This is a genomic window from Ruegeria sp. B11 (assembly GCF_056539785.1).
In genome coordinates, this window is sequence record NZ_JBQFVO010000002.1 from 358,823 (window position 1) to 373,032 (window position 14,210).

10 protein-coding genes, 1 tRNA gene and 1 pseudogene are annotated in these 14,210 nt (G+C 55.1%); 6 read left to right on the top strand and 6 right to left on the bottom strand.

Annotated elements, in window-relative coordinates:
- The first annotated feature begins 17 nt into the window (after positions 1-17).
- The 3 genes from wrbA (at position 18) to ACR0I1_RS09430 (ending at position 2,616) form a co-directional block, all read left to right on the top strand.
- Entirely contained in the window at positions 18-641 is a 624-nt protein-coding gene (gene wrbA / locus ACR0I1_RS09420) for an NAD(P)H:quinone oxidoreductase (protein ID WP_480577271.1), read from the top strand.
- 58 nt (positions 642-699) lie between these two features.
- On the top strand, positions 700-1,596 hold the full coding sequence (locus ACR0I1_RS09425; protein ID WP_480706110.1) for an EamA family transporter: 897 nt from the start codon (positions 700-702) through the stop codon (positions 1,594-1,596).
- Between the two features lie 504 nt (positions 1,597-2,100).
- A complete protein-coding gene (locus ACR0I1_RS09430; protein WP_480577278.1) occupies positions 2,101-2,616 on the top strand; it encodes a hypothetical protein in 516 nt (171 codons plus the stop codon).
- Between the two features lie 546 nt (positions 2,617-3,162).
- Here ACR0I1_RS09430 and ACR0I1_RS09435 read toward each other — a convergent pair.
- The 5 genes from ACR0I1_RS09435 to ACR0I1_RS09455 all read right to left on the bottom strand — a co-directional run bounded on the left by ACR0I1_RS09435 (position 3,163) and on the right by ACR0I1_RS09455 (position 12,003).
- Complete coding sequence (locus ACR0I1_RS09435; protein ID WP_480706111.1) at positions 3,163-5,160, bottom strand: AIPR family protein; 1,998 nt, start codon at positions 5,158-5,160, stop codon at positions 3,163-3,165.
- Positions 5,161-5,239: 79 nt separating this feature from the next.
- Positions 5,240-6,235: a PD-(D/E)XK motif protein gene (locus ACR0I1_RS09440; RefSeq protein ID WP_480577284.1), complete on the bottom strand. Its 996-nt coding sequence runs from the start codon at positions 6,233-6,235 to the stop codon at positions 5,240-5,242.
- Positions 6,219-8,927 carry a Z1 domain-containing protein gene (locus tag ACR0I1_RS09445; protein WP_480577288.1) on the bottom strand — a complete coding sequence of 903 codons (2,709 nt, stop codon included), beginning with the start codon at positions 8,925-8,927 and terminating at the stop codon, positions 6,219-6,221. The genes ACR0I1_RS09440 and ACR0I1_RS09445 overlap by 17 nt, the downstream gene beginning before the upstream one ends.
- Positions 8,924-10,408 (bottom strand): ATP-binding protein, encoded by a 1,485-nt coding sequence (locus tag ACR0I1_RS09450; protein ID WP_480706113.1) that lies wholly within the window; start codon positions 10,406-10,408, stop codon positions 8,924-8,926. The genes ACR0I1_RS09445 and ACR0I1_RS09450 overlap by 4 nt, the downstream gene beginning before the upstream one ends.
- Positions 10,405-12,003: a DNA cytosine methyltransferase gene (locus tag ACR0I1_RS09455; RefSeq protein WP_480577294.1), complete on the bottom strand. Its 1,599-nt coding sequence runs from the start codon at positions 12,001-12,003 to the stop codon at positions 10,405-10,407. Before ACR0I1_RS09455 ends, ACR0I1_RS09450 begins: the two co-directional genes overlap by 4 nt.
- A gap of 57 nt (positions 12,004-12,060) precedes the next feature.
- Between ACR0I1_RS09455 and ACR0I1_RS09460 the strand changes: the two genes are divergently transcribed.
- From ACR0I1_RS09460 to ACR0I1_RS09470, 3 genes and pseudogenes are all read left to right on the top strand, one after another.
- Positions 12,061-12,525: a very short patch repair endonuclease gene (locus ACR0I1_RS09460; protein ID WP_480577297.1), complete on the top strand. Its 465-nt coding sequence runs from the start codon at positions 12,061-12,063 to the stop codon at positions 12,523-12,525.
- 338 nt (positions 12,526-12,863) lie between these two features.
- Positions 12,864-13,013, top strand: a pseudogene (locus tag ACR0I1_RS09465) (MerR family transcriptional regulator); the annotation flags it as partial.
- 17 nt (positions 13,014-13,030) lie between these two features.
- Entirely contained in the window at positions 13,031-14,014 is a 984-nt protein-coding gene (locus ACR0I1_RS09470; protein WP_480706115.1) for a tyrosine-type recombinase/integrase, read from the top strand.
- 71 nt (positions 14,015-14,085) lie between these two features.
- Here the strand turns inward: ACR0I1_RS09470 and ACR0I1_RS09475 are convergent.
- Positions 14,086-14,162, bottom strand: a tRNA-Pro gene (locus ACR0I1_RS09475).
- Positions 14,163-14,210: the final 48 nt, after the last annotated feature.

Genomic DNA, 14,210 nt, shown 5'->3' on the forward strand with positions numbered 1-14,210 from the left:
GCCCTGAGAGGTATCCTATGTCACGTATTCTCGTTCTCTACTATTCAAGCTATGGCCACGTCCGCACATTGGCCGATGCCGAAGCTGAAGGCGCCAGAAGTGTTCCCGGCACCGAAGTTGACGTTCGGCGTGTGCCCGAAACTGTCCCTGAGGAAGTCCGCCAGCAGGCTGGCTATGTCGTAGATGATACACCTGCCGCCTTGCCGACAGATCTGGAAAACTATGATGCAATCATCATTGGAACACCGACCCGATTTGGCATGATGGCTGGCCAAATGAAGTCTTTCCTTGATCAGGCCGGAGGGCTTTGGGCAAGGAACGCACTGGTTGGTAAGGTCGGGGCGGTCTTTGCATCAACAGGTTCGCAACACGGTGGGCACGAGGCCACCCTTCTGACAACGCAAGTCCCTCTTCAACACTTTGGGATGCTGATTGCCGGAATGCCATACACATTTGCTGGCCAGACTACATCAGAAGAAATCATTGGCGGCGCACCATATGGTGCCGGAACGATCGCCGGTGCTGATGGTTCCCGCACACCTACTGAAACCGACCTAGCCGGAGCGCGGTTCCAGGGCGCTCATGTTGCAAGTATTGCAGCGTGCCTCGTTGGATCAAACCTCCAAGCGAAAGCAGCGTAACCCGCGCGCCTCTGACGTCTCACTCAAATTCTCAAACGCCTCAGCCGGGAGACATACCATGTCACGCTCAACCGATATTCTACTCACCTCACTCGCCCCAGCGGTATGGGGAAGCACTTATCTGGTAACTACCGAAGCGCTCCCGGCTGGCTATCCGATTACCCTGGCTGCGTTACGAGCTCTGCCTGCTGGCTTGTTGCTGCTTGCAATGACGCGCAGTGTTCCATCACGCGAATGGCTCGGTCGAGTTTTCGTTTTAGGCAGCCTCAATTTCGCTCTGTTCTGGGTGCTCCTCTTCGTTGCTGCGTATAGGTTGCCCGGTGGTGTGGCCGCCACCCTGGGATCGTTGCAAGCAATGATCGTGATTTTGATGGCGTGGGGATGGTTGGGAACCCCAATCCGACTTAGTGCGCTCGGCGCCGCAGCGACTGGCGTAATGGGTGTGTCTCTGCTGCTGATCGGACCAGAAGCACAACTTGATTGGATCGGTATAGCAGCGGGTTTGGGAGGAGCTGCGTCAATGGCTGCTGGCACTGTTCTCAGCCGGAAATGGCAACCTCCGGTCTCGGCGCTGAGTTTCACAGCGTGGCAATTAACAGCCGGTGGTTTGATACTGCTGCCAGTCGCACTGTTCCTTGAGCCGTCTCTACCTGCGCTCAGCGCGACAAATGTCGCCGGCCTTATTTGGCTTGGGTTGATCGGTGCTGCAGCAACCTATGCGCTTTGGTTTCGTGGCATTGCGCGCCTGGAGCCCAGTGCAGTCTCGATGCTCGGCATGATGAGTCCTGTAACAGCTGTCGTGCTCGGCTGGGTATACTTGGGACAAACGCTTAGCCTCACTCAGTCTATAGGAGCAGCCATAGTTATCGGCTCTGTTGTGGTCGGCCAGAGCGTGAGTCGAAGGGGCAATTCGGGTTTGAAAAAATGGAGACCAGCAACAGCTGGATCTGTCTGATGGGTGCTGACTCGCAAACAATGGGCCCGATCACTCAAGTGAGTGAGGAATGGTTCAGCGCTTCGCTTTAGACCGTTCGCCAGAGCCCAACAATATCGATGTCCTAGGTTTCCCGGCGCATGATAAAGGGGATGGGTTCTGGCGCCACAGCGTTTGGATGGTCCAAAACTCCCATTAGCGATTTGGCATTGTGGAACAACAAACCAAACGCTGAACACGCTCAGCGTGCATGTATCATTCTGTGATTGGCAAAATTCAGGTGACCCAATTTGATTGCGAAAGCATGACAGTTGTCTGGTCCATGGGGACGATTGCTACCTGTGCCTGCAGACGGTAACCTAATGTGCTTTCTAGAAAGCCCTTCAGTAGGTCTGGCGAGTTTCCCGATTGCTCGGTCAGTTCCGGCACCTCGGGATGTGGAAACTTTTTGTCTGAGGTTACGCATCCCGAGAACGAGCTTGCTATAATTTTATCTAGAACAAAATCATCCAAGGAGCCAAATACATGAAGGACTGGGCAGTTTGGGACGAAAATGGCCGCAGCAGGTGCCATTCCCTGCATCAGCGCATGCGCCGGGAGCTGCGCACCAAATTGCTCGACTACGATTTCACCCACTTCATCACGCTGGCATCTAATTACCAACCCTTGGGGTATACGCAAATGCGTGTGTTGCTGAAAGAGTGGGATGCACGTGTAAACCGCGAGATTAATGGGCCAAAGTGGGGCAAGCGCCCGGACGAGCGACTGGTATGGTTTGCCTTCCCGGAAAAGTTGGATGTGAACCCCCACTGGCACATGATTGTGCAAGTGGATCCAGACATCGAGTCTTCCGCACGAGCCGCTCGCACCGAGCGCTTGCCCGAGATCGGGAATATGCATTGGCTGAGCCTAGTGCGTCAGGGGTCTTTTGACTGCCAGAGCATTGAATCTGCTGGAGTTATCCGGTATATTACGAAAATGAACGCAGAGGAGACGCACTTCGAAAAATTCGTTGTGTTTCGGGAGTTCATGAACATCTAGGTAACCGCCAGGGGCCTGTCTGCAACGCTGCAGGTGACCAGCTACTTCCTTTTCAAGCCATCTTAATGCGACCTGCACTTGGGTCGTAATGCTTTTCTATCGCTTGGAGGAAGGGAACGAGTTGCCAGCAATCAGAACTCTATAGCTAGGAAAGTGACTTGGCTGAGCGCCGACCGAAGGGAGGTGCTCATCGGACCGAGAGAGGCCGAAGGCCACGCGAGGGAGAACGCGATCGGAAGGAAGGAGGCTGCTAAGAATGAGAGATCCGCGTCTACAATCTGTTTAGGTTCGCCTTTGCGTCGTTTGAGGGGCGCAACTCGGAGGTCGTCCACAAGAAACTAACCGGCCAAACTAACAATTGTCCTAGCAATATCTGAAACGCGTTTCGGCAAATCCCGCGCCACAATCAACGGGTCAATGAACAACTAATAAGGAACTTGTTCGGGACAAACTCAGTCCGGTTAAGAAGCATGCCCTCTTTGATGCACCATCTGACTAGGGAACAATACGTCCCGGCGATTCAACTACCAAGCGTTGCACATTTCGTCATTTTCTTGAGGGTGCGTATCCCTGCTCTCGCGCCCGCTCCATAACTGCCATCGCCTTGACCGACTGCGCTTCTGACAAAGGTCGCAGCCGAAGCTGTGTAGCCGCCTCTAGGATACCATTCTCGGTGGGAGTGAGACGCATGCTGGAACTGCGTGCCCAGTCCCGCAAAGAAGCCCATTCATGTGATCCAATTTCTGCAACTGTTGCCTGCGCTTGAATTCCGTCAACCATGCGTTGATCGCGACGGCCTTCCGAAGCTCTTTCGCGACGTTCCGCAGTGCCTATCAGAAAGTCCGAAATGTCGCTGCGGAAATCGAGTTCGATTTCCATCGCGGCCTCGACACACGCCTTCCGTTTGGCCCATTCCGTCGGATTACTGCCACCAGTCGGAGGAGACAGGAGATGCATGTGCATGGCTTCTCCGTATTGATCGAGAATATCGATCAGCGGGTCGGGTAGGTCCTGTGCATTCCAGATCTTCTTTAAGTCGATCGACTGTTTCTGCTGTTCGATGTCACGGACAAGCTTCGATATCGCGTAGCAAACCGTGTTCGCGCGGAGGCCACCGGTATACCATGAACCGGCTGCATCCGAGACGATCCGTTCGGTCTTGCGAAAGAAAATCAACTTCGATACCGCGTTGCGGAACCACTCTTCCGAGAAAGCCTCATCGCTCTTGTCCCATTCCTTGCCGATCGCGTGCGCGAAATGGGCGAAGTTCTTCTGCGCGCCGAGGCTCACGATTTCAGGGCGGCCACGCCATGCCATTTCGGCCTTGGCGAGATCGGTCTTAGTGAAGAGCTGTGCCCTAGGATGTTCGAGGTCGAACTTACGCCGCTGAGCCGGTGTCAGGCGGGAGCGGCGGTCTGCGAACTGGCCGCGCGCGCGTTCATAGAACCATCGGCTCTGCGTGAAATTGCCGTCTTTCGCAGGGGCGTAGAGCCGGCGCGATATTTCCTCGATTCGGACGTGGAAGGGGTGATTGGAAAAGAAGTCCGCTGCCGCGATCCGATTTTGACTGTTTGCATATCGGGAAATGTCCGGCACGATCTTTTCGGCCTTTTCCGCATCGACGATGGACAACTTCATCTGGACAAACGTCTTTGACAGATCTGTCCCGGCGCGTAGAGCGGCGTGGATGGATGCGCTGGTCTGCCCTCCATTCACAATCTGCAGATTCGTCAGGCGGGTCATTAATGGGACGCCGTTGCGATGTTCGATCTCGACAGCCTCGGCTGTCGCCGTGATCCCGTTATTGTAGGCGAAAAACATGGAAGGATCTTCCTCGATCGTCTTTCGAATGCCCTTGTTTACGTTGCCGCGCGCTTGCAGAAACACGCGCACGTTCTGTTCGAGAAGGCGAGCTTCCCATCGATCATAAATCGAGGCGAGAACCGATCCGGGAAGTGCGGCGAGATATGCCTCGTAGGGGGAGTCCGGCATATGAGCGGGAAGCACAGGGATCGCGCCTCCATGCTGGTCGAGTTCCACGATAATGTCCTCGCGCCCCATCGCGGAACTCTCGATACGCTCGAGGCGGGTCACATCCCAAACGCTGTAACTGACCGGACGTTCTAAGAACTCCGTCATCTCACGACCATCGACGCGGCTGCTGAGTTTGCGGTCGGTGAGGAGGAGAAGCCGGATCTTCTTTACCGTTGACCAACGCGCTGCGATCATGTCGGCTAACTCGAATCCCGGCGATGTCTCCTCGAGCCGATCTCGCCAATCCTCGTCCAGGGCCGCCTTCAAATATCGGAGAGGCCGCTTGAACTGGTTGTTCAATTCTGTGCCAGTCAACGTCGGCGCATTCGGATCGTCAGCATGATCAACAACGAGAAGAGTCAATTGCTTCGATTTGCGCGGGTCGCCACCCCAACCGTCCACCCGGATACCGGATTGCGGTGTGCCCCGATGGTGAAAATACTCTAGGGTATCGACCTCGCCTGAACCGGTTATCGTATCGGTAACCCGTGCGAAAAATGCCTCTTCCATCGACGTCCCGTTTGCTTCGGACAGAAGCCGGACGTCTTCTCGTAGCATATCGGGATATTGATCGACATCGCTCATGTTGTCATGCTCCCGCTATAAGACGGGCGAAATCTGCTTCGCCCAAATGGAATGGACCCAAGTCCGCCAACGGGAGGTCGTAGGCTACCTCGATCGGGCCGTTGGGGTATACACCGGGCACGATGCGCGGAAAGCCGTGCTCGACCATGTAGGCGTCTACTGCGCGATGTAGCACCCTCATTTCGTATTCGTGTGTGCCGTCGTAGCCTGCTTCTTCGAGGGACATTTCGAATGTCTTCGAAACCTGGGGGGCGTCGGAAGCAATGGTGGCTCGGACTTGCCGAACGATCTCGTGCAGATCGATCGCGCCAACGTCATCCTCAGCTGCAGAGGCAAAGGTGTGAACGAGTAGGATCAAACTGTGACCGGGCACATCGGCTAGTTGATGTTCCGACGTGATCCGGATCTTGTTGCGCGCGGCTGCACCACGCGCCTTGCATTCTATGCATAGATCGGAGAGCTCGAAGTCCTTCGGGGCTCGTTGCGAGCCTCGCCATCCTTCAACTGCCGCGTCCAACCCCCTTACTGGCACAATGACATTCAAGATCGTCCAAAGCTCACCAATCAAGCCGAGTTGCGCTTCTCGGCTCAACAAAGTTTTCCGCGCGCCTTTCAAAAGCGCATGCCATTTCCACATCCTTCCGATGAAAGACTGGACCGCTGTCGACTCGTCACCCGCCTTGGCGACCGTTTCGATGATGTCAGCCGAAAGGCGCGTGAAGATGTCCGCGTCGTCCGGGCTTTCCAGGGCGACCGAGAGAATTACCTTGTCGTCTTCAGAGCGCAGCCGTGCCTCGATATCCAGCCCGGCAATTTTCGGGAGAGCGATACCAGAGGTCGCGGCCGGTTCGTGAACAAGAAATAAGATGCGCCGCCCGCGATGGTCGAGCGCACGAAAAACCTCCCAAGGTCTACTTTCCGCTACTAGTCGCCCATTCAGACGGGTGCCGGCTGGCGAAGTCGGAATTTCCGACCACGGATCGTCACTCTTCTCGGTCAAGCGCCTCTCCAACTTCCTCGTCGATCTCGCCGCGGTTCTGCTGCCACCAGATCGTATTAACTTGATAACTCACAGTCTTTCCCTTCTTACTCGATGTCGGGAAGCCGATGGTCCACGCCGTCACAGGTGGTTCTTCAAGCAACTTCCCGGTATCCTTGTCCTGAAGTGCAATGATATGAACCGCGAGAATCGGTCGCGACCGTTTGGCGAGATATGCGCTGTCCGCGATGTTCTTGGTATTTTCATTCTTCGCTTCCTCGCGCACGGTGGCCAATACTTCTTTGTTCATACCGAACCGGACCACCCCGCGCGAGGAGAAGCGGCGACTGGTCGCGACCACCTTGCCGTCCTCGCGGGAGGCCGGCGTCCGGCGCTGCGTGCGCATGGGGTAGCCAAAACCGTGCCATGTAGCAGCATCCGGCTTTTCACTACCTACAAAGACGACGTCCCATTTATCGAGATTTTCGTCCTCTCGCTCCTCGATGTATCGGATGACCGGTTCTGTCTGTGTTCGTTCGGCATCTGAATGATTTCGGAAATCCTGAAGGTAGTCCTTCACGATATCCGAGGGGACTGCCTCGAAAACCCTGCTCTCGCCGTCCATCCTTGAGGGACGATCAGCAAGGCGATCATGAAGTCGGATCGCCGCTTTCCGGTTTTCTTCGGCTTCGTCACCGGGGTGGTTGTCATGGATCACGGTAGTCTCGATGCGGCTCCGCGATAAACTGACATCAACAATGACTTCTTGGCCGCTACCTGCCTTGTTGCGCGCCGTTACCTCCAAGGCCGACGGATGACGCTGAACGCGCAGACCGAAGTCTCGCGGACTTGCTCCTGATGCCGCCATGTAACGCAGATCCTGACGCAGCTCTTCGGAAGCCTCAGCAATATGGGAATACCAGCGCCGGGCCTCATCCTTGATCCAAATGCGGCAAAGATCCTCATAGCCGGGGCGGTAGCCGAACCAGCGTGCCATTTGCAGAAGCGTATCGTAGGCCTTGGAATTTCTAAGGAAATAGCTGATGGTCAACCCTTCGAGCGTCAGACCACGCGATAGAGAATACCCTCCCACCGCGATAGCGGTGACTTGATCGTTTTCCGGGTCCTTTATATCCGGATACTCCAGCTTTTCGCCCGATTTGCTATTGACCTCATAGACCGCGGCCCGTCCGGCAACCCGATCAAGGAGTGGCAGGACGTCGTCCCACTTCACCTCTGCATTTGCGTATTCCTCATCGAAGATCTTTCGCATAGCGGCCACCTCGGCATTCGCCTCGGCTTCCTTAGTTGAAAGCGAACAATGCAGATTCAGTGCCGGGCGAATGATCTCGTTAAGGCGATGACGGATGAGATTCGCAACGTCAGTTTGAACTGCCGTCAAATGCGAAACGTTCACCAGCATCGAATGATGCTTGTCGCGTTGCTTGCGGAGATCGCGTATTGCGCCAACAACTATAAATGTTCGGATAGCCGTCATCAGGCTTTCGGGAAGATCACGGACTTGATGTCCTTTAGGCATTTTCAAAGGTAGATGCGGTTCGTTATCCTCGATGTCGCGTGTCGGGCGTTCAATTTCATCCTCGGGGTCGCCTAGGAAGACCTTTTCTGCACCGTAATAGTTTCCGGGTCGGTCAAGCGCTATGAGGAAGTGTTCCGGGAAAAGGTCGCGTCCAGCCTTTTCGTGCTGAAGGTCAGGATCAATGAAGATGTTGGCAAAAGGCGTCGCGGTAAATGCGACATAGGAACTTTTGCTGAAGAGATTTAATAGGGCGCGGATCTGGCCGTTGATCCGCGAGACTGCCTCCGGCCCTTTCGCGACGTTTATCGAGGCATTGTCGGCCTCATCGTCGATCAAGATCATGGGTTGATTGATCGTCTCACCGCCGTGGGAAAGGTTGAATGCCTTCAGCCAAGTTAGGAAGTTCTTAAGGACGCTGGCATTCTTCTTGATGACGAAGACGATTGGCTCCTTTTCCATGTTCACAAGCGGAATACGCTGATCGGCCTGTCCCTTCCGGAAATCCGCTTGTCGCGTAGTCATGGCACTCGGTTCCCGAGAGGGATTGATCAACCCGACTCCCACACGGCCGTCGTCCCGGATGTTCTCCAACCTCGAGACATCGCTATTTCGCCCAATTAGGCCTTCGTCGATGCGCGTCTGGGTCTGACTTCGCAGATTCTCATGAATCCCAGCGATAATGATGATTACCTTATAGCCTACATCGGCGGCTTTACTGACAAGCGCCGTGTAATTTCCAGTCTTTCCGGCCTGCACATCGCCCATCACCATGCCGCGGCGATCAAAGGGAGCGTCCCCTTGCGGATCGCCGCAGAGCTCGATGACCCGGTTGGTTTTCTCGTTCATGGCTTCAAGAACCGGTCCTGGAAAGCCGGATTGTGCGAGCTGTGTCCGGTAACGTTCCCAGTAGAACCAGTCTGTATTCTGACGCCGCTTTGCGTCGAACCATGGCGTGAAACCCGGAGCCACAAGTGCCGCTCCCGTTTCGACGAGAACGCCATGACGAATACGCATTTCATCGTAGAGTTCGTCAAGATCCTCGCGTTTCACCTCGTCACGCGCGAGCGGAGCATATTTCTCGATCTCGGTCCTCAATTCCTCTTGGGTCCGGTAAGCCTCGATCATAAAATCTCGGACTAGACCGCGGATATTGTCCAGCGTCAGGATGTTCATGGTGCTAGTTTCTCTTGCTCGAGTAGTTCAGTTATTATCTGCTCGTTTCCCGCATAGGGCGGGACAACCTTCAACATTGCTGCGATATCTTTGTTTCCATGTCCCATTTCCCTCAGCTGATCGATCAATTGTCGGCCACTTGACCGAAGCTCGTTCTCATCGAGAATTTCCTGTTTGATATCCGAAAAGTGCTCGGCCATGTCGTGATAGAGCGCCTCGATCGGCAATCCCGCCGCGATAAGCCGCAATATCTCTCCAAATGCGTTCTCCTGCGCTTCCGTCAGGCTATCTGCGAATGCCGCCATTGAAGGATGATCGCCATTCAACGCATAGCTGATCCGATTGTCTGTCTTCGTCCGTTGCCAGAGTGGAAGCGGATTCTCATCTGTCAGCTTTGCGCCTCGCTTGCGATAAACTCGCTTGGACTTTCCGCCGAGACCCTCGATCAGTCTTCTGAGATAATCCCGTAGCGCCGGCGGTGGTGATGCGGAGGCCTTGAGCACATCGATCTTCCAAGCCGCGTCGCTCTCATTTCCAATGTCGACCCGGACGCGCGCGAGCTGGGTCAACCGGTGTTGTGGCGCCATCCGGAACCAAGTCGCATGGCGGATCAGGCGCTTGTTCCTGTATAGGTAGAAGCCCTGCGACTTCATGTGGCCTTCTGAAAGGCCCATTCTCTTCCATTCCGCTTCTGAGGAAACCTTGTTTCTGTGCGGCAGTATAAACGGCTGGATCGTGACCGTGCCGCCTGCGATCCGACGGTCCTCCGCCTGCCTGATCGTCGCATCATGCCATTCCGCAAACGGGTCGACAGGCACCAGTTTTCGTCCGTTCATGTTGATGCAAACGGCTTTTCGCCCATGTTCGGATTTCATGAAACGATGGAACACTAGCTCAAGGTGCTTCGAAGCCTCGTCCATTATACGTAAGAAGTTCTGACTTCCCAGTTCCAAACCGACCCTGTCGAGCTTCTCCCATAGGATGAGCGTGCCGTCGTTTGTCAGCAAGTTGGCAAAGCGAATGGTCTCAGCCGACGCGCGTGTTTCGACAACCCACGCATTTCGGGCGACGACAAGGTCCAAATCCCAGATAGCCACTGAAACGGTATCTTCACAGCGGGTCACCACCGTCAAGCGACGACACTGGGAGAATGACGCTGTCTTTAGACCGAGCCCAAACCGCCCCAGATCCTCGGTATTCCGCGTTTCCGTGGGCGATCGGGACCCCGGACGCATCGCCTCGAGGAGTTCCGCTCGCGACATGCCGTTCCCATTGTCGACGATGCCTATTGCGGCATCCTCCGGGTCGGAGTGAACCCGGATCGAAATTTCGGTCGCTTTGGCGGTTAGCGAATTATCAACGATGTCAGCCAGCGCACTCGACATTGTGTAGCCGATGTCTCGAAGGCTCTCGATCAGCGCCCCGGCGTTCGGGCGAACCTCGTGATATGAGGCATCTCCGTCACCAAACCGATCGGTCATGCAGGTATCGTCACTTTCCCTAATTCCCGGGTAGGCTGCGCGGGCGCGTCGAAAACCTTTGCCAATACTGGGTGCAACGCCGCCGCGATCTTCCGCGCGAGGAACGGCGGCACGGCGTTGCCGACTTGGACATATTGCTGAGTCCGGTTCCCCTTGAAGTGATAATTGTCCGGGAAGGTCTGTAACCTTGCCGCCTCGCGGACGGTCATGCTCCGACACTGAGCTGGGTCGGGATGAATGAAATAGTGCCCATCCTTCGACAGGTGACAGGTCACCGTGGACGATGGAAGGTCCCACGGCTGCACCCGGAATCGGTCGTTAAACTTGCCCGATTTCCAATTGTTATGCTTCGGGGCAAGTTCATCCGGGAAATCCCGTGCCTTCGGCGAAATACCCGTCGCCATGGCCCATGAAGAGGCAAAAAGATATCGCTCTATGTCATTAACCATGTGTCCTCGGGTCTCATGAAGTGAAAGGCGGGTTAAGCGACTGTCCTCCAGCCACGATCGCAGATCGTCAGGGCAGGTTTCCGGCAACAGCGTTCCGCCTTTCGTGCCCTTGCGTTTCTCGACGGTTATCTTTTGCAATCTGTCAACGGCACCCAGAGCCCTCACAAATTTTTCTGCGGAATCTCCTTCCAAACCGTGCGACATGGTGGCGATCTTCGTCGCACTTCGCGCGACTGTCCGCTTCCAACCCATGAGATCATCTACGTATCCGCCCCGAGTGCTTATCCCGCTTCGGAGGGGTGGCATTTCAGAGAGGACATCGCGAACTGAGGTTCGCCGTGGAACGCCGTCCAGCCTAGGCGCTTCGAACTCATCCATACCCGAGATAAGGTCACGCCTTAGGCCGACAATGATGACCCGATGACGCGCCTGCGGAACGCCGTGGTCCTCCGCCGCGACAACGAAATCCTTCGGCTGCACATGTCCATGCCGGTCCGCGCTCCCGGACAATGGGAACAACTGATATTCCGCCGCACCGCCACCTGACCTCAGGTCGTCGGTCACCAGGTCAAAGACCTTGCGCTTCTCGATGCTGGACGAAAGCATGCCCTTGACATTTTCCATCACAAAAGCTGCCGGGCGCAGCTTCCTGAGCACGTTGATGTATTCTTGGTAGAGAAGATGGCGATTCTCATCATGCGCGACGTAACCCAGATCACTCGGCTTCCTGCCCCTGCCGGCGAGAGAATAGGCTTGGCAAGGCGGGCCACCGATCAGCACAATGCGATCACCGCGTCGTTTTCGTATTTCGTCGATACGTTGGTCCAGTGCGACGGTGGTTTCCGCGTCCCCCAGCGTGAGATTTAATGTCTCCCGTTCGGCCAGCGCCCATTCCCGCGGGTAGAGGTCCGCCCAGTCCGGCTCAGTGCCACTTTGGTTCATAAAGTCAGTGTATTCGGGCGGGAAGCCCCCATCGAACTGACGCAGGAAAGCCCGCAACCGTAATGTTGCGTGTGCTATCGGGTCCTTCTCTACGGAAACGTCAATTTCGAACTGCCGGCAGCCATGGCTTCTATAGGCGCAAAAGCCCTCTCCAAGGCCGCCGGGCCCCGAGAACAGATCGACAATTCCGAATATCTCTTTCATTTTCCAATTACTGGACCACATGATCGCAAAAGGAAAGATGGGAAAGGAGGTAATTTCGTGGCAGATATCGTCAGTCCGGATGTCAGGTCTAAGATGATGGCCGCGAACAGAAGAAGGGATACGAAACCCGAACTACTGGTCCGCCGATTTCTCCATGCACAAGGCTTCCGCTTCCGCCTTGATGTCCGCAAGTTGCCGGGCAGCCCTGACATCGTCCTAGCCCGCCATCAAGTGGTGATCTTCGTCCACGGTTGTTACTGGCACCGACACCACGGATGCCGGTTCGCAACGATCCCGAAGAGCAATACCGAGTTCTGGCAGGAAAAATTTGATAGAAACGTCGAGCGCGATGGCCGGGCGAAGGTTGATCTGCTCGACTTAGGCTGGCGTGTAGCGATCGTCTGGGAATGTGCACTTGCGAAAAAAATGCTCGCTGACAACTTGTCTTGCCTAGCGTCTTGGGTCCGGTCCGGCAAAACTGTGCTGGAATTGCCCAATGCAGGCGCTGTGGATTTGGAGTAGAGACACTATGCGCAGAATAGCGTGATCAAGCGTGAATGATTGGTCGACATTTCAATTGCTGCTTAGCCCGGTTCTTGAATATCAATCCTTAGGCTATCAACGAAGATGCAAGTAGCCTGCTGTTTATTGCCCGTTCATTGGCAGAAAATCACAAGAGTATTTAGCGGGATCAGACGGGGTTAATCGTTCAGCGGAACGGTTTCTCCCATGCCGATGTTCGAATTTCGTGTGCACTAGACGCAATTTTCTTTTGTTTTTTAGCAATGGGTTAGAAGATTTTTGGAAATCCCAAACGCATCCCACGTCGAGAACGCTATAGGGTAAGAAGTTTTACCAAAATGAAGGAGCGCAATTTGTCCCCGCCGTATACCCCCAAAACTCTCGCAGAGCGTTGGAGCTGCAGTTCTGAGACTGTGCGTCAGCTCTGCAAATCCGGCCAGCTCGGATATTTCAGAGTTCAACGCCAGTTTCGCATCCCGGCACACAAGGTTGAGGAATATGAGCAGTGCAGGAATATAGTATTGGTCGGCTCAACGACCGCTTCGTCGTTGTCTGGTATGAGGAAGATGGACGCAGACGCCGGTATCGTCTTGACGCGGACACCCTCGAACGCGCGGAGGCCGAAGCTCGTGATGTCCTCCTTGCCCAGACAGCAGGAAAGGATGAGCTGACCGTGGCGACGATTTGGAAGGCGTATAGTGCAACAGTCGAGGGTCGGCCGGCGCATGAAAGCATGAAATACACCGGCCGTTCTGTGCTGCCTTGGTTTGGAGCCTTTCGTCCGGATCAGATTAGCGTGCAGGATTGTAAAGCTTACATCGTCGATCGGCGGAAGGCAGGTATCCAGGATGGCACAATCTGGACTCAGCTCAGTAAACTGAGGACCTGTTTGAATTGGGCTGAGAAAACCGGTCTCATTGATAGGGCACCCTATATTGAGCGCCCCAGCAAACCGGCTCCCAAGGAAAGATTTCTGACGCGTCAGGAGATTTCACGGCTCTTGGCTGTCGAATGTGCACCGCACATCAAGCTCGCTATTTGGCTGATGTTATCTACGGCGGCTAGGGTAACGGCTGTGTTAGAACTTACATGGGATCGGGTGGATTTCGATCGCCGTCAGATCAACCTCCGCAATGGCGAAGGACAGAGGAAGGGCAGGGCCATCGTCCCCATGACAAAGAGCCTGTATGCTGTGCTTTTGAACGCTCAGAAAGCGGCCTTGTCTGACTATGTCGTAGAATGGGCAGGAGGATCGATAAAGTCGATCAAGAAAGGCTTCAAGGCGGCCGCAGTCGCTGCGGACCTACCTGATGTGTCACCGCATGTGCTGCGGCACACAGCTGCAGTTCATATGGCTGAGGCTGGCGCCTCGATGGATGAGATCGCCCAGTTTCTCGGCCATTCAGACTCACGTATTACCGCGTCCGTCTATGCGCGCTACAGCCCGGATCACTTGCGTAAAGCTGCCAATGCGTTGGAGTTCGATTAACGTTCAGGTTCAATGAACCTCGGATCACTGTCTTGCAAACAGCAAAGGCGCCCTTGGGCGCCTTTTTTATTTGGTCGGAGTGAGAGGATTCGAACCTCCGACCCCTGCCTCCCGAAGACAGTGCTCTACCAGGCTGAGCTACACTCCGACCGTGGCGCGTGATCTATACCTCGTCATATTGATGTGCAAGAGGGAT

Coding starts and splice junctions, on each gene's coding strand:
- wrbA (WP_480577271.1), top strand. CDS start 18: ATGTCACGTATTCTCGTTCTCTACTATTCAAGCTATGGCCACGTCCGC.
- ACR0I1_RS09425 (WP_480706110.1), top strand. CDS start 700: ATGTCACGCTCAACCGATATTCTACTCACCTCACTCGCCCCAGCGGTA.
- ACR0I1_RS09430 (WP_480577278.1), top strand. CDS start 2,101: ATGAAGGACTGGGCAGTTTGGGACGAAAATGGCCGCAGCAGGTGCCAT.
- ACR0I1_RS09435 (WP_480706111.1), bottom strand. CDS start 5,160: ATGGAAGAGGCATTTTTCGCACGGGTTACCGATACGATAACCGGTTCA.
- ACR0I1_RS09445 (WP_480577288.1), bottom strand. CDS start 8,927: ATGAACATCCTGACGCTGGACAATATCCGCGGTCTAGTCCGAGATTTT.
- ACR0I1_RS09450 (WP_480706113.1), bottom strand. CDS start 10,408: ATGACCGATCGGTTTGGTGACGGAGATGCCTCATATCACGAGGTTCGC.
- ACR0I1_RS09455 (WP_480577294.1), bottom strand. CDS start 12,003: ATGAAAGAGATATTCGGAATTGTCGATCTGTTCTCGGGGCCCGGCGGC.